This is a genomic window from Tropicimonas marinistellae (genome assembly GCF_001509585.1).
In the GTDB taxonomy this organism is placed as follows: domain Bacteria; phylum Pseudomonadota; class Alphaproteobacteria; order Rhodobacterales; family Rhodobacteraceae; genus Tropicimonas; species Tropicimonas marinistellae.
Map to the genome: position 1 here is coordinate 72,485 of NZ_LNCI01000005.1, position 19,895 is coordinate 92,379.

General features: G+C 64.4%; 13 protein-coding genes. 6 read left to right on the plus strand and 7 right to left on the minus strand.

Annotation, left to right across the window (positions count from 1 at the left end):
• Positions 1-203: 203 nt before the first annotated feature.
• Both ARC39_RS11550 and ARC39_RS11555 read right to left on the minus strand, forming a co-directional pair.
• A complete protein-coding gene (locus ARC39_RS11550) occupies positions 204-569 on the minus strand; it encodes a Rap1a/Tai family immunity protein (RefSeq protein ID WP_068114593.1) in 366 nt (121 codons plus the stop codon).
• 74 nt (positions 570-643) lie between these two features.
• Positions 644-2,929 carry a hypothetical protein gene (locus tag ARC39_RS11555; RefSeq protein WP_201455746.1) on the minus strand — a complete coding sequence of 762 codons (2,286 nt, stop codon included), beginning with the start codon at positions 2,927-2,929 and terminating at the stop codon, positions 644-646.
• Between the two features lie 278 nt (positions 2,930-3,207).
• Here ARC39_RS11555 and ARC39_RS11560 point away from each other — a divergent pair, with 278 nt between their 5' ends.
• From ARC39_RS11560 to ccmI, 4 genes are read left to right on the plus strand one after another with little or no spacing between them, the layout of a single operon-like run.
• Positions 3,208-3,987 carry a Crp/Fnr family transcriptional regulator gene (locus ARC39_RS11560; protein WP_068114596.1) on the plus strand — a complete coding sequence of 260 codons (780 nt, stop codon included), beginning with the start codon at positions 3,208-3,210 and terminating at the stop codon, positions 3,985-3,987.
• Positions 3,984-5,963 carry a heme lyase CcmF/NrfE family subunit gene (locus ARC39_RS11565; RefSeq protein WP_068114598.1) on the plus strand — a complete coding sequence of 660 codons (1,980 nt, stop codon included), beginning with the start codon at positions 3,984-3,986 and terminating at the stop codon, positions 5,961-5,963. Before ARC39_RS11560 ends, ARC39_RS11565 begins: the two co-directional genes overlap by 4 nt.
• A 10-nt stretch (positions 5,964-5,973) precedes the next feature.
• The gene (locus ARC39_RS11570) at positions 5,974-6,492 is read left to right on the plus strand and encodes a cytochrome c-type biogenesis protein (RefSeq protein WP_078059243.1); all 519 of its coding nucleotides are present in this window, start codon (positions 5,974-5,976) and stop codon (positions 6,490-6,492) included.
• On the plus strand, positions 6,492-7,922 hold the full coding sequence (ccmI, locus tag ARC39_RS11575; RefSeq protein WP_068114600.1) for a c-type cytochrome biogenesis protein CcmI: 1,431 nt from the start codon (positions 6,492-6,494) through the stop codon (positions 7,920-7,922). The genes ARC39_RS11570 and ccmI overlap by 1 nt, the downstream gene beginning before the upstream one ends.
• 15 nt (positions 7,923-7,937) lie before the next feature.
• Here ccmI and selD read toward each other — a convergent pair whose 3' ends face one another.
• From selD to ARC39_RS11595, 4 genes are all read right to left on the minus strand, one after another.
• Entirely contained in the window at positions 7,938-9,002 is a 1,065-nt protein-coding gene (gene selD, locus ARC39_RS11580; protein WP_068114601.1) for a selenide, water dikinase SelD, read from the minus strand.
• A gap of 279 nt (positions 9,003-9,281) precedes the next feature.
• Complete coding sequence (locus ARC39_RS11585; RefSeq protein ID WP_068114603.1) at positions 9,282-10,664, minus strand: DEAD/DEAH box helicase; 1,383 nt, start codon at positions 10,662-10,664, stop codon at positions 9,282-9,284.
• Positions 10,665-10,896: 232 nt separating this feature from the next.
• Positions 10,897-12,822, minus strand: a complete 1,926-nt coding sequence (locus ARC39_RS11590) for a cation:proton antiporter domain-containing protein (RefSeq protein WP_068114605.1) — start codon at positions 12,820-12,822, stop codon at positions 10,897-10,899.
• Positions 12,823-13,034: 212 nt separating this feature from the next.
• Positions 13,035-16,046, minus strand: a complete 3,012-nt coding sequence (locus tag ARC39_RS11595; RefSeq protein ID WP_068114607.1) for a hypothetical protein — start codon at positions 16,044-16,046, stop codon at positions 13,035-13,037.
• A 166-nt stretch (positions 16,047-16,212) separates the two neighbouring features.
• Here ARC39_RS11595 and ARC39_RS11600 point away from each other — a divergent pair, with 166 nt between their 5' ends.
• A complete protein-coding gene (locus tag ARC39_RS11600) occupies positions 16,213-16,944 on the plus strand; it encodes an SIMPL domain-containing protein (RefSeq protein WP_068114609.1) in 732 nt (243 codons plus the stop codon).
• A gap of 89 nt (positions 16,945-17,033) precedes the next feature.
• The gene (locus ARC39_RS11605; RefSeq protein ID WP_068114611.1) at positions 17,034-18,236 is read left to right on the plus strand and encodes a hypothetical protein; all 1,203 of its coding nucleotides are present in this window, start codon (positions 17,034-17,036) and stop codon (positions 18,234-18,236) included.
• A gap of 365 nt (positions 18,237-18,601) precedes the next feature.
• Here the strand turns inward: ARC39_RS11605 and ARC39_RS11610 are convergent, their stop codons facing one another.
• Positions 18,602-19,894: an O-acetylhomoserine aminocarboxypropyltransferase/cysteine synthase family protein gene (locus ARC39_RS11610; RefSeq protein WP_068114613.1), complete on the minus strand. Its 1,293-nt coding sequence runs from the start codon at positions 19,892-19,894 to the stop codon at positions 18,602-18,604.
• Position 19,895 lies beyond the last annotated feature (1 nt).

Here is a 19,895-nt window from a genome sequence, read left to right on the forward strand (position 1 = left end):
GAGTGCTCCCGCCCGGGCGCAGCGCTGACGCGCCTTGCCCGGTTGGGCGTGGCGCGCGCTTGAGCGCGCGGGGAGGGCGCCTGGACGTCCGCTTGGGGAGCTAACCTGTCGCACCGGCACGGGAACTGGATGGCATCGAGGTACGAACAAAAGCCGGCGAACCATTGGCGCGCCGGCTGTTGAGTCTGTGTGTGCCCTCCTGCCTATTCGCAGGGAAAGCTCTCCTGCAACGTGGCGAGCAGGGCTTCGTTCGCAAGCAACTTGGTGCGCTGGCTGTAGGAGCCGTGGACCCACCGCATGAAAGCCCAGCGAACCTCGTCGGCCGTGTTTAGATCCGGTGCGCAGATGCCGAGTTCTGCCTTGGCGTCGATCACCTTCAGGGCACCGACGAACCCCATGATGTACTGTTCGCATTCGGCCTCGGCCGCAGCGCCCCAGCGGGCGTCATTGTCGGCCTCCTGGCAGGGTGAGAGGAGATCGGCCGCGGAATAGCCGGCACCTTGTGCCAGTGCGGAGGATCCAGCCACGACGGTGGCCGCAAGAGAAGCGATGAGAAGAACGGATCGCATGGATATGGCTCCTTGTCTCGGGGCTGTCTGGAGAGCGGAGGCCCCGGCCGTGTGTGCGGCCGGGGCGTCCGGTGTCAGTTGCGGCCGGTTTCGGCCAGGGAGTGGATCGCCTGATCCATGACATCCTGGTGTTCTTCGTTGTTCACGAAGGCAGGCGTGTTGACCTTCTCCCAGAGCGCCTCGTCGGTCATGTTCTGGTGACAGCCCATGCACAGGCCGGTGCGCTCCATCTTCTCGCGCATCTCCTGCGGCAGCGGGCCGGTCAGCGGCCAGTGCGACCCGACCGTCACGAGCTGTTCACCGTCTTCGGTCACGATCCGGGAAAGATCGTGGTCGAGGCTCGGGACCGGCTGCGACTGAAGCTGGTGCTGCTGCGGGATGGTTTCGCCGAAGGCGGTTTCCAGATCCACTACGAAGCCATCGTCATAGCCGGCCATGAAGCGGCCCCCCATGATCCCGTAGCCAAGCGCCTTGGGATTGTTGTGGCAGCTTTCGCAGCTACGTGCCTCGCGGCCGGCGGTGTGCGGCTGCACGGCGGCATGGTCCAGGCCCTTGGTGCCGCCGGCATCCGGGGTCATCCAGGTCTCGTTATGGGCGACCGTGTTGCCGTCCTTGTCGATGACCGTGGTGATGACCTGGCAGCCCGGCATCAGCGGAGATACGCGACCCTCGCCATTGATGCCCAGCGTCGGCTCTTCCCACCGCAGGTAGGAGCGGGTTTCGGAGACCTTGCCAGCCGAGGTCAGGCCGTTGGTTCCCAGAACGTTGTCCGCCGTCAGGCCGTTCGGTTCACGCGCATTGGCGTTCGCGATCCAGTCGACGTCAGTCTTGCCCTCGGAATAATCCACGGTGATGTGGCAGCCATAGCACTGCGGTGCCCAGTCGGCGTGGCAGGCGTAGCATTCCATGCTCTCCATGTGCTTGCCGACAGACATCATGGCGACCTGGGCGTTCTGGTTCTTCCAGGTTCCATCGGTGGCGATTTGCTTCAGCACCGGGATCTCGAAATCGAGACCAGAGGCCGAGTGCAGCATCACCTTGTCACCGTCCTTGACGACGTTGCCGAACGGGTTGCCGCGCGCGGTCAACAGGAAGCCATCTTTCGCCTCGTAGTCGGTGGCGAACATGATGGTCTCGTCGGCTGCCTCCTCGGACAGGCCGCGCGGCGTGTCGGCGAGTTCTGTCTGGAACTCCTCGCCGTAACCCAGCGGCAGTTCCCACGGGTACTTGCTGACGGTGCCGTGGCAATCCTCGCACTCGATTTCCACCTGCGCGAGCGTGGTGCCGGGAAGGTTACCGTCGCCGTGCATGTCGATCGAGGTATGGCAATCCTGGCAGAGCATGCCGCCCTCCGGGTTGCCGTCGCGCGATTGCACGGAGTGATGCAGGTCGTCCTTGATGTAGAGATAGTTCTTGGTGTGCAGCTTGGGCTGCTTGCCACCTTTCTCGTCATAGGGCGAGCCGTAGGGGAACTCCATGATGCCCTGATAACTCACGCCGATCCGCTTGCCGCGGTTGTGGCAGGAGTTGCAGGTTTCCGATGGGATGCCGGAGTATTCCAGATCGCCGTGCTTCACGACGGATTTCCGGGTCGCCTGCAATTGGTGGGTCAGGAGTTTGCCGGGCTGATCCTTGGAAATCGTCGGGTCGCCGCCCTCGTAGAAGCCTTCGTTCGAATAGGGAACGTGGCAGGAGGAGCAGCCGGCGCCGCGGAAATCGCCGCGCTTCTCGCGGCCGGTAACGCCCACGTGGCAGCGCTGACACTGCTGGCGGCTGTAGGTGATGCCGGCGAGGTTCGGGTGTTCGGAAATCGCGTCAACATCGACTTCCGGCACCTGCTCCATGCTGTCGGGCATCTGGTCGGGGTGCGCCTCGGAGAAAGCGACCATGTATTCCTTGTAGGCCTCGGTGCCGACGCTCGGCACATTGCCGTCCTCGTCCACCAGGTCGTAGTTGCCGTAGACCGAGCGGTGGGTATCGATCACACCCCAGGACCACAGGTTGCCCTGCAATTTACCGGCTTCGGTGTTCATCAGCGACTTGATCTGACGGTCGGCATAGCCCTCGTGGCAGCCGGACTGGCCGCACGTCTTGTCGGCAATCCAAACGGCGCCGGGATCGGGGAAGAACATGTCCGGCCCGCCGTTCTCGATCATGTCGGGGTGCGCGCCAGCGTGGGCAAGTTCGGCGGTCGTGCCGCCGACGGTGCCGCCGTGGCACATCGTGCAGCCCTCGGGGTCGTTGTAGTCTTCACCGAAGGCCATGATGGTGTCCATCATCACACCTTCGGTGAATCGCTCGATCCCCTCGTGGCAAGACAGACAGCCCTTTTCGGCCGCAAGCTCTTCCGAGACCTGCATTGGTGTCTCTTGGGCCGAAGCTAGCGTTGCCGCGCCCAAGAGCAACGACAGAACGAGAAATAGGCGTCTCACTGCGTGCTCTCCCTGAAAAACGGAATTCGATTCCGGGTCAGGGTATGTGCGACGGCGGACCCGCCGCCCTGACATTTGTCAGAAAACCCTCGTTTCAAAACATGTACTTGCGATACGTATTCCGGGCTTGATCTGGCGCAAAGACAGTGCGCGCCCACCTGTGGATGTTGCCGCAAACCTTACAAACCCAGCGGGAACAGCCAGGCATGCAGCGATCAAAGACCGAGGCCCTTAAGGACCATGCGTTGTCCTGTATCGCTTGCAAATCAAGGCTATGCGCATTTGCGCGGGCCGCCCAAGACAGCGTCTCGCCCCGGATATTCGAGATCGCTCGCGGCGATCGCCTCGAATGCCTGAGTGGAAATTGTCTCAAGTTCTGGATCATTATCCGGGGCACTGCGGCAATCTGCACGGTGCTCGAAGACGGTCGGCGGCAGATCGTGTCGCTGCCGGGGGCGAGCGATGTGGTCTGCGGTCTGCTTGCCGACGGAGGCAATCCGCACTGGCTGGAGGCGCTGGATACCTGCGAGGTGTGCGAGATCGACTTCACGCCCTGTGCGGCCGAACTCGCACATGACCCGACCTTCATGCATGCGATGATGGATCTGTTGCACGCCCAGCTTGTGCGAACGTCGCAGCATCTGATCACGCTCGGCCGGCTGGACAGCACCGAACGCCTTATCTTCTTCCTGGCGCAGCTTTCGTTTCACCCATCCCAGGCGGACGGCGCCACCGCGCCGGTACAGCTGCCCATGTCGCGCGAGGATATCGCCGACTACCTTGGCCTCAACGCGGAGACTGTCAGCCGAATCCTCACCAAACTTCGCAAGAGCGGGTTGGTGAAGTTCCTCAACCGGTCGGAGTTCTACGTGCCGGACATGGCGGCGCTGCGCCGCCGGCTCCCGCTGCCGCTGTTGGGCGAAGACGCCGCCGTGATCGGGCAGTTTACCGGGAAGGATGCCGAGAGCGAGAGGGCACAAGCATGATCACCGAGTTCGGCCACTTTGCCCTTTGGATGGCGCTTGCGGCGGCATTGGTTCAATCCGTTGTTCCGCTCTGGGGGGTACGTAATGCGTCCGCTGCGGGGATGCGTGTGGCCGATACAGCTGCGCAGATCCAGTTTCTGGCTGTTGCGGTAGCCTTCGGGGCGCTTGTCCGCGCCTATGTCGTGTCGGATTTCTCGCTGGAGACGGTGGCTCTCAACTCCCATTCCAGCAAGCCGATGCTCTACAAGGTCACCGGCGTCTGGGCCAATCACGAAGGGTCAATGCTGCTGTGGGTGTTGATGCTGGCGCTGTTCGGGGTGCTGATCTCGCTCTTCGGGCGGATGATTCCGGTCGCCATGAGGGCGACGGTTCTCGCCGTGCAGGCGGTCGTCGGTGTTGGCTTCTACCTGTTCATACTGTTGACCTCGAACCCATTCATCCGGTTGGACAACCCGCCGCTTGACGGCCGCGGAATGAACCCGCTGCTGCAGGATCCGGGCGTCGCCTTTCATCCGCCACTGCTTTACCTGGGCTATGTTGGCTTCTCGACGGCCTTCGCTTTCGCACTGGCCGCCCTCATCACGGGCCGGGTCGACCCGGCCTGGGCGCGCTGGATGCGGCCGTGGGTGCTGATCGCGTGGTCTGGGCTCACCGCCGGCATTGGCTTGGGCTCCTGGTGGGCCTATTACGAGCTAGGCTGGGGGGGATTCTGGTTCTGGGACCCGGTGGAAAACGCTTCCTTCATGCCATGGCTGATCGGCACCGCACTGCTGCATTCGGCCATCGTGGTGGAGAAGCGAAACGCACTGCTGCAATGGACCATCCTGCTTGCGATCCTGACCTTCTCGCTCAGCCTGATCGGCACGTTCCTCGTGCGTTCCGGTATCCTTTCGTCGGTCCATGCTTTCGCCACCGATCCGGCGCGTGGCGTTTTCATCCTCGTCCTGCTCTGCCTCTACATTGGCGTGGCACTAATGCTCTTTGCCTGGCGGGCAGGGGAGTTGCGCGAAGGTGGTGTCTTCGCGCTCTGGTCGCGGGAGAGCGGCCTGCTGGTCAACAACGTGCTGCTCTCGGCAGCCACGGGCGTCGTTTTCGTGGGCACGCTCTACCCGCTGGTGTTGGAGTTGCTGACCGGGGACAAGATCACCGTCGGCGCCCCCTATTTCAACCAGACGTTCCTCCCGCTCTTCGGCGCAACAATGCTGGCTGCGGGCGTAGGGCCGTTTCTATCCTGGAAACGGGCGCGGCCCGCTGTGGTGCTGCGACGGGCGGCAGTTACGATGACCGTGAGTGTCGCGCTGACCATCGGGCTCGCCCTGACACTGACGCAGGCCGATCCGGCTGGTCTGTTCGGCGCATTTGTCGCGATTTTCCTCGCTACGGCGACGTTGCAGGATCTGGCTCTGCGCGCTGGAGTGCCCGGCGTGCGCGCCAGTGTCGCTCTGCGTCGGCTGCTGGGGCTGCCGCGGTCCGCCTGGGGGCTCTATCTCGGTCACACCGGGCTTGCCCTTGCCGCCGCTGGCGTTGTTGCCGTCTCCGTCTGGAAGGCGGAGGAGATCCGCTCGGTCGCACCCGGCACGGAAATGGCGGTGGGGCCCTATGCCTTCACGCTTGCCGAGATCGGTCAGGCGCAAGGACCGAACTACCAGACAACAATCGCCACGATCGAGGTGACGCGCGCGGGGCAGGCGGTTGCGACGTTGCAGCCGGAGCGGCGCTGGTACCCCGTCGAGGGGCGCCCGACGACGGAAGCGGGCATCCGTTCGCTCTGGCACGGGGATCTCTACGCGGTGTTGGGCGACCCAGACGGCACTGGGCGGCACGTCGTGCGCTACTACTACAACCCCGGCGTGCCGTGGATGTGGGCCGGTGCGGTGCTGATCGCATGCTCCGCGCTCATTTCGCTCACCGACAGACGGCTGCGTATCGGTGCACCGTCTCGGCGACGCGCGCCCACGATGCAACCGGCGGAATAGGACAATGGCGATGCGTGAAATACCCGATCCTCGCTCCCTCTTCCGGTCCGTTTGGCATGTATTGTGCGGCACATTCCTCCCCTGCCTGCTTGCGGTGGTGCTGACCGGAACCACGCCGCCGGCCCAGGCGCTCGACGCGGAAGAGATGTTCGAAGATCCGGCGCAGGAGGCTCGTGCCCGCGATATCGGCCGCCAGCTTCGCTGCCTTGTCTGCCAGAACGAGTCGATCTTCGATTCCAATGCCGGTCTTGCCCGCGATTTGCGCGTGGTCGTGCGGGAACGGATGGCGGAAGGGGACAGCGACGCCGAGGTCATCGCCTTCGTGTCCGACCGCTACGGCGACTACGTGCTGCTGAAACCACCTGTGGAGGGCCATACGCTCGTGCTCTGGCTCGCGCCGGTGCTGTTCCTCGGGATCGGCGGGATCGGGTTGCTGACCTACCACCGAAGCCGGGAGCGGCGCGTTGTTCCCGAACTGAGCGCGGCGGACAGGGCTGAGGCGCAGCACCTCCTGAACGGAGAACAATGATGGCGTTCTGGATACTCATTGTCATTTCCGCCGCGTTTGCAGGCCTTTGGGTCGCGCGCCCGTTCCTGAAGGGCGGTACGATTGAAATGGATGATAGCGACGGCGCGATATCCGTCTATCGAGACCAACTGGAGGAAGTCGAGCGCGACCTGTCGGCTGGCTTGATCTCACCGGAAGAGCGGGACCAGGCGCGCCGGGAAATCGAGCGTCGGGCGTTGCTCGCGGCGCGGAACATGGGCGGCGGCTTTTCCGTGTCGCAAAGGTCGGTGGCCGGAGCGGGCGTGCTGGCCGGTGTCGCGGCACTCATCGCGCTCGTAGGCTATGGTTGGAGCGGCATGCCCGCCGCCGAAGATCAGCCGCTCGCCGCGCGCCGCACGGATATTCTGGAACAACGCGCAGCGGCCGGAGACATGACCAGCCGGATCGCCTTGTTGATCGACAAGACGTCGGAGAACCCCCAATCCTTCGAAGATTGGTGGACGCTCGCCCAATCCTACGCCGCCATTGGTGACCATGCATCGTCGGTCGAGGCTTACCGCAAGGCGGCGGAACTCGATGGTGACAGCCCTGGCGTGCTGTCGGCTTATGCAGAGGCAATGACGCTGGCCAATGGCAACAAGGTGCCCGATGCCGCGCGGCTGATATTCGAGCAGGTCCTGAACCGCGGTCCGGACGTGCGCGCCCGCTATTACATCGCGCTCTCAAAGGCGCAGGCCCAGCAGTTCGAGGCAGCGCTGGAGGATTGGGCCGCACTCGCCCGGGACAGCCAACCCGACGCGCCCTGGATGCCGCTGGTGCGCCGTGACATGGTCAACATGGCGCGATTTGCCAAGGCGGACCTCGCGACCTACCTTCCCGATGCCACGCCGGAGGAAATCGCGGCCGCTGGCGGTCAAACGGTTTCGGTGGAAACCGCGGCAGAATCCGTGGCGCGACGGGAGTCTCTCGAGACGGCACTGGCCGGCGATCCGTTCGACTACAAGGGGTGGATCGAGCTTGCCGGTCTCCATGTGGCTGCCGGGGAGGACGACGCGGCAGCAGAGGCGCTGGCATCAGCGCGAGAGGCCTATGCCGCCGCCCCCTTCGTGCAGACCAAGATCGACGAGGCGGCACGCAGGCTTGGCCTCGACCTGATCGCGCAACCCGGCAGCGTCTCCGGCCCGTCTCCGGAGGATATCGCGGCAGCGGCCGATCTCAGCGAGGACGAGCGCGATGACATGATCGACGGAATGGTGGCCGGGCTCGCAGCAAAGCTGGAGGAGGTGCCGGACAATCCCGATGGCTGGATCATGCTGGTCCGCTCCTACGCGGTAATCGGCGCGCAGGACAAGGCACGCGCCGCGTTCGAAGAGGCGACCGCGCATTTCGCCGAGGATCCGACCGTTCTCTCCCGGTTGCGGCAGGAAGCTGCAACCGTACTGACGGAGTAACGGGCGGGGCCGTGCCTAGGCGACGTGCAGACGCGCCGTGCCCGGTTCCGACGTGACCGAGCCAATCTCCGCGGCGGCGGCAAAGCCGTGTTTGCGGAAAAGCGCCAGTACGCTGTCCGTCGCTTCTGGGGCACAGGCCACCAGGAGGCCGCCGGACGTTTGCGGATCGGTGAGGAGCGCCCGATCCAGGTCTGACAGCCCTCCGTCCAGGTCGATCTCGCTGCCGTAGCTTGACCAATTGCGCCCGGACGCTCCGGTTACGAAGCCTCGTTCGAGCAGCTCCGGAATGCCGTCCATCACCGGCACCGAGGCCCAGTCCAGCACTGCCGCAGTGCCGCCCGCGCGAAGCATCTCCAGCATATGCCCGCCCAGGCCGAAACCCGTAACATCGGTCAGCGCGTGAACGCCCGGCATTTCCGCGAGTTCCGGACCGGGCGTATTGAGTTGCGTCGTGGTCGCGATCATCTGTGCATAGCCCGATGCATCGAGGGCCTCGGCCTTGAGGGCCGCGGACATCACGCCCGCACCGAGCGGTTTTCCGAGCACGAGACGGTCGCCGGGGCGGGCGCCAGCGTTCTTCTTCACCAGCTCGGGTCGGACGAGACCGAGGGCGACGAGCCCGTAGATCGCTTCCACGGAATCGATGGAATGGCCGCCGACCACGGGAATGCCGGCGCCACGCGCCGCCGACGCCCCGCCTTCGAGAATCCGGCCGATGGTCTGCTTGGAAAGGACGTTGATCGGCATGCCGACCAGGGCCAGCGCCATGATCGGACGGGCGCCCATCGCATAAATATCGCTGAGTGCGTTGGTGGCGGCGATCCGGCCGAAGTCGAACGGGTCGTCGACGATCGGCATGAAGAAATCGGTCGTCGCGACGAGCGCCTGATCGTCGTTCAGTCGGTAGACGGCGGCATCGTCGGCGGTCTCGTTGCCGACGATAACTTCCTCGGGAAAGGTCATCGCCGTCGTCTCCCGCAGGATCTCCGAAAGGACGGCCGGTGCGATCTTGCAACCGCAACCGCCGCCGTGGGAGAGCGACGTCAGGCGGGGTTCGGCGGTCGTGGCGATCTGGGTCATTGGGCCTCTGGTAAGAGCGAATCCGCACGCGGGCGGCGTGAACGCCGCGGATCGTCGGGGTTGCGCGTGGAGCCTGGTTAGGCAGGTGTCAGAGGCCTCGGCGTAGCCCCCGGAACAGCCACTGTCAATGTGCCGCTGAAAAGGCCGACGGGTGGCTCTCCCGCCCGTCGTCTGGCATCGCAGATGCCCTCCTCCCGTTGGGCGGGGCACGCGTTCCGCGTGCCAGGCACACCGTGCTCGACGGCGCTCTCAGCCCATTCGCGTAGGAGGTCGTCGGGGCTAGCCGACCTTCGAATCTGCAAATGACCGCGTGAGGAAATCGGGGACGTGATCGCCCATGCCCACTACCGGGCCATCATCGCGCTCGCCCCTGCGGCCGCGTGACGACCGGCGGGGCGCGCGGGTCTCGCGGTCCTTACGTGGTTCTTCGGCCGTCTCGCGCGGCGTTTCACCCGTCGCGTCAGGTGCCTCGGGGTCCGCCGCCTTGCGGCCGGATCGCCGCTCCCGCTTGGGCAGGTCCGGCGCGTCGAGCCGCGGAATCTGCTGTTTGACCATGTCCTCGATCGCGGCGAGCGCCTTGTCGTCGGAGGGCGTCGCGATCATGAGCGCGGTTCCTTCGCGGCCGGCGCGGCCCGTGCGGCCGATCCGGTGGACATAATCTTCCGCGTGGTTCGGCACGTCGAAGTTGAAAACGTGGCTCACGTTGGGGATGTCGAGGCCACGCGCGGCGACATCCGAAGCCACAAGGAAGGTGATCGAGCCGTCGCGGAACCCCTCCAACGTGCGCATCCGGTGCGACTGGTCCAGGTCGCCGTGGATCGGCTCGGCGTTGAGCCCGTGTTTCTTCAGCGACTTGGCCACGATATCCACGTCGACCTTTCGGTTGCAGAAGATAATCGCGTTCCGGAACTTCTCGCCTTCGCGTTCGATCAGAGACCGCAGCACAGCCCTTTTTTCGCTCGCAGAGCGATCCCGGCGCGACGGTTTGAACTGCACGAGACCCTGGGTGATCGTGTCCGACGTGGTCGCCTGGCGCGCCACCTCGATCTTTGCCGGGGCATGCAGAAAGGTACTCGTCAGCCGCTCGATCTCCGGCGGCATGGTAGCCGAGAAAAAGAGGGTCTGGCGCGTGAACGGCGTAAGTTGGAAGATCCGCTCGATGTCCGGGATGAAGCCCATGTCGAGCATTCGGTCCGCTTCGTCCACCACCATGACCTGAACGCCGGTGAGCAGCAGCTTGCCGCGTTCGAAATGGTCGAGCAGGCGACCCGGCGTCGCGATCAGAACATCGACGCCCTTGTCGATCAGCTTGTCCTGTTCGCCGAAGGAAACACCGCCGATCAGCAGCGCTTTGGTGAGCTTGGTGTACTTGGCATAGGCATCGAAATTCTCCGCCACCTGCGCGGCCAGTTCCCGCGTCGGCGCCAGCACCAGCGAGCGGGGCATTCGGGCGCGGGCGCGGCCACGCCCCAGCAAGGTGATCATCGGCAGCGTGAAAGAGGCTGTCTTGCCGGTTCCGGTCTGGGCAATGCCGAGAACATCCTTGCCTTCAAGCGCGGGCGGAATGGCGCCGGCCTGAATCGGTGTCGGCGTTTCGTAGCCGGTTTCTTCGATGGCTTTCAGGACCTTGGGGTCCAGGGTCAAGTCAGAGAACTTTGTCATGTACGTCCAGTTTTGGCAGCCCCGGAAGGGCCGCGATTGATTGGGACGTAACGATCTGACGCCCCGGCGGCTTGGTTCCGCGCGGATCGCGGACGCCTGCCGTTTACAGCAGGCCGCCGCACGGGTCAACTTGGCGGCCGATTTGGCGGGGATTCTAGCCGCTTGGCGGTTATTTTGGGCACGAAATGGCGCGCCGCGCGCTGCGCAACAAAGGGATCTGGGGAGCGCGCGGTCAATCCACCGTCTTCGGAACGGTTGATACGTGCTCCTGGTTTTCCACGTCCTGGACTTCGAGTGCGGTCACAAGCGCGGTTTCCAGTACCTTGTTCAGTTCACGCGCACGCGCGAGGTATGCCGGGTTGTCCCGCAGCGTTTTTTCGGGGTCCCAGAGGGGGGCAAGTTCGCGCAGGGTCATGCGGTCGTGTTTGTAGAACGCCCGTTCGACCTCGCTCGCCTCGAACTCCGAGTAATCCATGTTTTCCAGCACGTAGCGGGCGGCACGCAGGGAACTGTCGAACATCTCGCGCACGATGTCATCGGCACCGGCCTGGTACAACTCGTAGACATGCACCCTGTCCTGGGCGCGGGCCACGATGTGGAGGTCCGGCCGTTGAGAGCGTGCGTAGCGGACCAATCGGCTTGTCGCCTGCTTGTCGTCGAGCGCGACGACGAGAACCCGCGCCGTGCCGAGACCCGCAGCATGAAGCAGGACGGGCCGGGTCGGATCTCCGTAGAAGGCCTTGAACCCGAAGTGGCGCATCAGTTCGATCGCCTGCAGATCGTGATCGAGCACGGTGCACTTCAACCCGGCCATCTCCACCATCCGGTTGACCACCTGTCCGAAGCGGCCGATCCCGGCGATGATGATCGGCGCCTGCTCGTCGATCTCGTCGTGGTGGCGGTGGACGTCGGTCGCCTCGGTATGTTCGCCGAGGCGGTGTGCGATCGTATCGTAGAGAATGAAGAGCAGCGGCGTCAGCAGCATGGACAGCGCAACCACGAGCAACAGGGTCTGTGAAAGCCGATCTGGAAGCACGTTTTCCTGTTGGCTGAATGACACCAGTACGAAGCCGAATTCACCGGCTTGGGCAAGGCTGAGGGTGAACAACCAGCGGTCGCGGCGACGCAGATCGAAGAGCTTGGCGAGCAGGATCAGAATGACGCCCTTTGTCAGCACCAGCAACAGCGTCAGACCGACCACCGTGCCGATATTGTCGATCATGATCCTGAAGTCGATGCCGGCGCCCACCGACATGAAGAAGAGCCCGAGCAGAAGGCCCTTGAAGGGCTCGACGTTGGCCTCGAGTTCGTGGCGGAACTCGCTGGAGGCCAGCACGACCCCGCCAAGAAAGGCGCCCAGTGCCGGCGACAAGCCGATCAGCGTCATCAGATAGGCGATGCCGAAGACGATCAGCAGCGCCGTCGCGGTGTGGATTTCCCGCATTTTCGCCATGTGGACGAACCGGAAGAGCAGGGGCGACACATAGGTGCCGCCGACAATGACGGCGGCGATAACGCCCATGATCGCAAGGGCCGCCTGCCAGCCGGGCAACCCCTCAAGCAGGGACAAATGGGCGGGCGCGTGCTCTTCGCCGTCCAGACCGGGACGAACGATCGCCCCCGATGCGTCGAGTTGCGGTAGTTCCGGCATGGCGAGCAACGGGATCAGCGCCAGCATGGGAATGACAGCGATGTCCTGTGTCAGCAGAACGGAGAAGGTCGCCTTGCCGCCGGGCGTTTTCATCAGCCCTTTCTCGGAAAGCGTCTGCAACACGATGGCGGTTGACGACAGCGCCAGAATGAGCCCGATGGCCAGCGACATGTTGAATGTTTCGCCCATGAGCATCGACAACGCCGTCACCGCCGCCGTCGTAAGCCCGATTTGAAGACCGCCCATGCCGACCAGCTTGTCGCGCATCTCCCAGAGGATTCGCGGCTCCAGTTCCAGCCCGATCAGGAACAGCATCATTACCACGCCGAACTCGGCGTAGTGGCGCAGGGTCTCCGCTTCGACGCCCAGAAGATGCAGGAGCGGGCCAATGGCAATTCCGGCGAGGAGGTAGCCAAGCACCGACCCCAGCCCAAGTCGCGCGGCCAGTGGCACCCCGATGACGGCGGCGCCCAGCAGGATCGTCGCCTCGTCGAAGAAGCCTTCCATATGCCGTTCCTTTCCGCACCCGCCGAGCCGCTAACACGGGCGCGGGCGGTATCTGTTCTACTTGCATACGGCCGGGCGAAACCCGCCGGATCTATTCTACCACGTCCAATGATCTTTCGCGCTAACAGCTACTCCGCGCAATTGTCCGCTGTCCATGTCAAGATGCCGCAGAACCACGATTTCAAGGACGATACATTGAGCCGCACAAATGCCTAGCCTTTGGGCATCTTCAGCGTGACGGAGCGACCGCCCTTGGAGTACTTCAGCTCGCTGGCGCTGATTGTGGCAACGCGCCCGCCGTCCAACCGGTCCCCTACCTTGACCTTCAGGTACTTGCCCGATGGTAGGCGGACCAGGGCCCGACGCTCGTTCGACGTTCCATAGACACCGATCAGAGAGACCCTGTTGAGGGCAACCGCGTTTTCCAGCGTCGCGCGCCGTGCGACCGCTGCCGGCGTGGGGCCGGTCGGGTTGGCCTTGTACCGGTTCGGGACTGCGGGTCCGACACGCGCCGACGCCGCTGCAGAAGCGGCGGCAGCTTCCGCGGCTGCCTGGCGTGCGCGTTCTGCGGCCTCTGCCTCCGCTTTCGCGACCGCTTCGGCCTTCGCCTTGGCTTCCGCCTCGGCGCGCAATGCCGCCTGCGCGATTTTCTCGCTGCGGGCCGCCTCGGCTTCCGCCGCGGCCTGTGCGGTGGCTTGCGCGATGACCTGCCGGTCGCGTTCCTGCTGTCGCAATGCACGATCGGCAATCTGCGAAATATTCGCCGGGCGCAGCCGCGGGACAGGCGAGGCTGGCACGGCGCGACGCGTCGCGCTGGCGAGATCCGCGGCAAGGGCGGCGTCCTCGGGAGAGACCTCGGTTCCGATGTCCTCGTTCGCGGCTATTTCCCCAGCGTCCTGCGCTGTAGCCGTTTCCGCGTCGGCCATTCGTTTCGCTGCATCGAGGCTTTCGGCGACCTCCTGTTCGGAGACAGGGCGGCTACGCGGCCGGAACCCCGAGAGTTCGGCCCGAGTGAGGCCCCCGAAAACAGCGCGCTCGGTGGTCTCCACAAGGTCGCCGGGGCGCCGCAGTGGCCTGAATTCAGCCAGCGGATCGTCTGCGACCGCACGTGCCACGACCGATTCCTCCAGCGATGCGGTGCGTCGCGGCGGCACGATAAAGGGGCGCCCGGAGTGGATCAGCACGCCGCCGGGCGAGAGCGTGCCGGCTTCGGTGGCGATCACGAGACCACCGGCACCGACTTCCGCTTTCGCGTCGGGGTGACGCGGGGGCGTTGGCAAGCGAGGGCCGCGGTCGATATCCGCCTCGATCTCCGGAAGGGCAAAGGCATCTTCATTGCGCACCACGGGATCGATTGCCGCGATTTCGAGCGTGTCGAGGGAATCCGCGTCAGGCTCGAAGCCCGGCTCGGGCGCACGCATCCAGATTCCCGTGGCGACATAGGTTTCCGCCGCAAATTGCAGACTGACCGGACCGGTCGCCGTTGCCTCTGGAGCCACGCTTCCCGGCACGTCAGCGGGCGCGACCGCGTCAGCGATGGCCGGATCGGGCATCGTGCGACGGAGGGGGTCGTCGGGCTCCTTCGCTTCCGGCGTCCCGTCCCGGGCCGGTCCGCTCGCGATCGGCTGGGGAGCGGGCGCGTTCGCGGTCGTTTCCGCGCTATCCGGGGAGGGGGCCAAAGGCTCCAGGGCATTTGATGGCGGTTCTGGCTGAACGGGGGCGATCGAGGCGGTGTCGGCTTCTGGCGCCGGTGCACCGGATGATTCCGTCAGATCGTCGGCCCCCTGCAAAGCGCCTTCAGAAGATGACGCGACAGGTACGCCGGGCGTAACGGTTACCTCCGGCGGAGCCACGGCCGTCTCAACTTCCGGAGACTCCTCGGGGTTGTCTGGTGCATCGAGCACGAGCGTCCAAAGCGCAGCGAACCCCAGCAATGCCGCTGCCCCGATGGCCAGACCGACCACTCGGCCGCGCGTGGCGGACCCGGCTTGCGGGGGTCGGCGTGCATTGAAATCGGGTGTTGCACGCTCAACACCGGATCGACGGCGGCGCGATGGGGCTTCGAGACTGGCTGCGGCGGCGGCGGCCAGTGCATCCACATCAACATCTTCCTCAGCGTCAACATTGGCCGGCGGTGCCTGCACGGCCCCATTTGCGACCACGCCAGCTGAAACGCCGGCCGGCGGTGCCGGCTTTGCTGCAACGGGCACGTCCGGCGCGGCGTGCCCGCGTTTGGACTTGAAGCTCGGCGAGGAAGCCGTGGACGTCTTCTCATCGGCATCCGCCGCCTCCCGAGTGAGCGGCGGGGCATCGTCTTCGAGCGGTATTTCTTCTGCGAACGGCGCTTCCCCGGGGTCCCGATCGGTCTCGTGGCGGAAATTGGAAAGGTCCGGCGGTTCTTCCGGGAGAATTGTTGCGGCGGCTTCGCTCAGGACGCGCTCCGTCGCGACGGTGGAAGCGGCGGCGTTTGAGCGCGCAAACGTCGGCGAAACGTCCGCATCGGAAGTGATCGGTGCATCCAGAATGGAAACTGTCGGCTCTTCCGCGGTATCGTCAATCGGCGGGGAGGCCGCGTCAGGCACCGCCGGACCCGGAGGGGGAGAAGCCGCCAACTCCTTTTCCGGTCCGGAATCACGATCAGTTTCGCGCGGATCGCTTGCGGTTTCCACGGCGGGGCCGGAAAGCACGCGCACCGGTGCGTTGTCGCGGCGCGGGGTCTCCCCGGTCGGCATCCATTGTGCCGCCTGTCCCGTGGGCCCGAAAAACGGCTCCGCTGGAAACCCGTCGTCGGGTGGAACCGCCACGAAACTCACGGGGTTGAAACGATGCAGGCTCGCAAAATCTTCGGCCTCCTCCAGCGTCTCCCGTGCCACCGCCGCGATGCAAAGCCCCTGTTCCGCCCAAGCCCAGTCGTAGGCCAGTTCTTCCAGTGCGTACGGGGTAGCGCCTTCGAGCGCTTTTGCCGCCCGCGCGGCGCCGTCCTGCCCGTCTCGGCCGCTTGCGGGTACTTGGGTATAAAGAATCTGGGAATTCGGGAGTACGAGCTTCGTGGCAAAGGGCACATCACCGGAAAGCGCCTCGCCGAGCGATCGCAATTCCATCAGCCGTGTCCCAAGGTCCGGATCGTCGATCCCAACGCTCCCGACCGGTTTCCAGCCCGCATCATCGCGTTTCAGCAGCGCGATTCCGTCGGAATCGAGAGTGAGGGCGAAGGTCGGGGTCATCACACCTTTCTGAAGCGGCTAAAAGGATGGCGCGGCCACGCACCGAAGGTGCCCCATTTGTATCGCAGGAAATTGCAGAGTGAAACACAATTGGCGCCAAGGTTCGACCTTCCGAGCGCGTCTGAACCTGTAGGTTTGCCGGGAATGGCACAAACGGAGAGTGAAGATGGGATACAGGCATATGACGGCGGCGGCGCTGGCCGTGGCAATCGGAATTGGGGCCGGCGCGGCGCTGGCACAGGAGAACACCGCAAAAGAGGCGCATCCGACCCTTACGGTCTCGGGAGAAGGCCGTGTGAACGTGGCGCCGGACATGGCCGTGCTGCGCTTGGGCGTGGTCGCATCGGACAAGGACGCCTCCGGTGCAGTCCGGGAAATGAGCGCCCGCATGGGAGCCGTCTTGGAACGGCTGCAATCCGCGGGAATAGCCGAGCGCGATATTCAGACCAGCAGCCTGACCGTGCGACCAAAGCCGCAACGCGATGCCACACGGAATGAAAACGGCGTCGACCTCGGCACCTTCGAAGCCTCCACCGAGGTTACGGTCCGGCTGCGAGACCTTGAGCGGCTTGGTAGCCTTCTCGACGCGGTCGCGCAGGATGGCGCGAACCTCTTTCGCGGTCTCAGCTTCGGCATTCAAGAGCCTGAAACTGTGAATGATTTCGCGCGCAGAAAGGCGGTAGAAGATGCCATGCGTAGGGCAGCGGTCTATGTCGATGCGGCTGGGGTTTCACTCGGGCCGATCTTGTCGATCGAGGAGCTGGGAGGACCCGTATCGCCGAGGATGATGCGCGCCGAAGCCGACGGTTTTTCCGGCGGTAGCGTTCCGGTCGCCGCAGGCGAATTGTCTGTGACATCGGCCGTGACGATCACCTACGCCTTGTCTCCGCGACAATGACAGTTTGGGCGGCAATCGTCGGATTGTCGCCCAACACGCGCCATCTTCTCCGAATAGCGTGATCGCCGAAGAAACACGGCGACATGACAATGAACGGCAAGATACTACTGTTCGTCTGCGGTACGGCACTCTGTGGCGCATACTTTCTTTCTGGCGGCGCAGGTGGTGTCGGGCAGCTTGGTTTTGGTCGGGAAGAGGCGCGCGCGCGTCCGGCGGAATCCGGCTACCTCCATGGCGAGAACGCGCCGAACCCGGTGCCGGGCGAGCGCAGCGAGGCAGATCTTACTCAAGGCGGTATCGGCCGCGAAGGTGCCCCCGCGCAGCTGGCGGCGACCGAGCGGCGCGGGAAGGTTCCCATCAGCGATGTTATCGCGAATTATCACCGCCCGTTGATGTCAGAAGTGCCTGGACAGATCCGCACGGCGGAGCCTGCGGAAGATTGCCGGTTCCGAGCGCCGATGTCTGGAAGCCGGGTCGTAGGCGTTTCCTCGAACGAAACTGCCTTCAAGGCGCCGTTCTACGCCTTCAAAGAGGCCGAACTGGACCTCTTGCTTGCTCGGCAAACCGCTGCGCCGGAACGTGTCGCGGAAACCTCCACAGGCACAGTCGGTGTGAACCGTGGCTTTCCCACGGCAGTTCTCGAAACCGCAAGCGTCGCGGCGCCGTTCCGGTATTCGGTGATGGATGTTGTCGTTACCGATACGGTCGTGCCGGTGCATCTTGTTTTGCAGGCCGATCACGGTCGCGTGCTATGGAACGTGCACTTGGCGCGGGGCGCAAAGGTGTCGGGTGTGTCGTTGCTGGGAGGGCATCTGCCGGCCGTCGCCAACCTGCCGCCACGCGTTCCCGTGCAGGCGATGGACAATGACGCGATCGCCGCCTGCGAATGGGCACGGGCCGGAATAGGCCAGCCGACCGATCTGGAAAAGACCTGGGCCGGGAGCGGAACGCTGCCAGCCGATAGTCCGCAGATTGATGGGCGTGCAGGGCAGATTTCGGACGCCGAAATGGCACGTTGGTTCGATGGGTCACTCGATCCGCACGTTGAAGGGCAGCGGATCGTGACCGGGGCCGATACGGTCATTGCGGTGGTGGGACCGGTTCCGGATGCGCCCGAAACGCGAGTGATGCATCATTCCTTGCGCCGGGCGCGGGTTGTCATGGCAGAGGCGGACGTCACCATTGCGAAGATGCCGAAACACGCCGACGTGCTGGTGAAGCGGCACATTCGGGACCGTGCGAAGATCTCCGCGTTGGATGACGTGGCGCCAGACAACCGTCAAGCGAACTGAGCGGAGACATCCATGCGCGCGCATCTGACCTATATTGTTTTGCGGGCGATTTTCGTTCTTGGCTGCCTGATGGCCGCGCTATTGGCGTGGCCAGGGCCCACAGGGGCAGGCGAGATGCCGGCTGGACCCAAGAACTGCCCGCTCCAGCAGCCGCTGGGTGAGGCATCGCCCCGCCTATGACCGCAGCACACCCATGGCTTTTTCCATAACCCGTCGCGATTGCCGATTGGGCAAACCAATCTGACGGTGAAACTTCAGAGCGCCTCGTCATTGGCGACGCTCCAGAAAGGAGGGGGCGGCTGTGCCGCCCCCGTCGTGAAAGTCTCTCGAGTGTTTGCAGCGCCCTGAACCGCGGCCGTCGGGTGTCAGGCCGTCGCCTTGGCAAGGGCCTGATCCAGATCGGCGATCAGATCCTCGGCATCCTCGATGCCAATCGACACGCGCACCATATCGGGTGCCGCCCCGGCGGCTTCCAGCTGCTCGGGCGTGAGTTGGCGGTGCGTGGTGGAGGCCGAGTGAATCACCAGTGACCTCGCATCCCCGAGGTTCGCCACATGGCTGAAAAGCTCCAGCGAATCCACGAGTTTCACACAGGCGTCGAAACCGCCCTTGACGGCAAAGGTGAACAACGCGCCGGCGCCTTTTGGACAGATGGTTGCAACGCGCTCGTAGTAGGGGGACGAAGGCAGGCCGGCATAGGTTACCGCCTCCACCCGCGGGTCTTGCTCCAGCCATTCGGCAACCTTGCGCGCGTTTTCCACGTGTTTTTCCATGCGCAGCGACAGGGTTTCGATCCCCATCAGAGTGTAATGTGCACCTTGGGGGTTCATCGTCATGCCAAGGTCGCGCAAGCCTACGGCGATGGAATGGAACGTGTAGGCCATGGCCCCGAGCGCCTCGTGGAAGACGAGGCCGTGATAGGCTGGTTCCGGCTGGCTCAGCGACGGAAACTTGCCAGACGCCGACCAGTCGAACTTGCCGGAATCCACCACGCACCCGCCCGTCACCGTGCCGTTACCGGTCAGGTACTTCGTCGTGGAATGCACCACGAGCGTCGCCCCGAGCGCGATCGGGTTGCAGAGGTAGGGCGTGGCGGAAGTGTTGTCGACGATCAGCGGAATACCGGCCGCGTCGGCAATGGCGGCCATTGCGGGGATATCGGTGATGTAGCCGCCGGGATTGGCGATGGACTCGCAGAAGATCGCGCGGGTGTTCTCGTCAATCGCGTTCTTGACCGCCTCGGCGTCCTCCGTGTCGACGAACCTCGCCGACCACCCGAAGCGTTTGATTGTCTGGGAGAACTGCGTGATCGTGCCACCGTAGAGCCGCGTGGAAGCAACGATGTTGAGCCCCGGTCCCATCAGCGGGAAGAGCGCCATGATCTGCGCCGCGTGACCAGACGAGCAGCAGATCGCGCCCGCACCGCCTTCCAAAGCGCAAATCCGGTCGGCCAGCGCTGCGACCGTGGGGTTGGTTAGGCGGGAATAGATGTAGCCCACTTCCTGAAGATTGAAGAGGGCGGCGGCATGGTCTGCATCGCGGAAGACATACGCCGTCGTTTGGTAGATCGGCGTTTGCCGGGCGCCGGTCGCCGGGTCGGGCGCAGCGCCCGCGTGGATCTGAAGGGTGTCGAAGCCGAGTTGGCGGCCGTCGGTCATG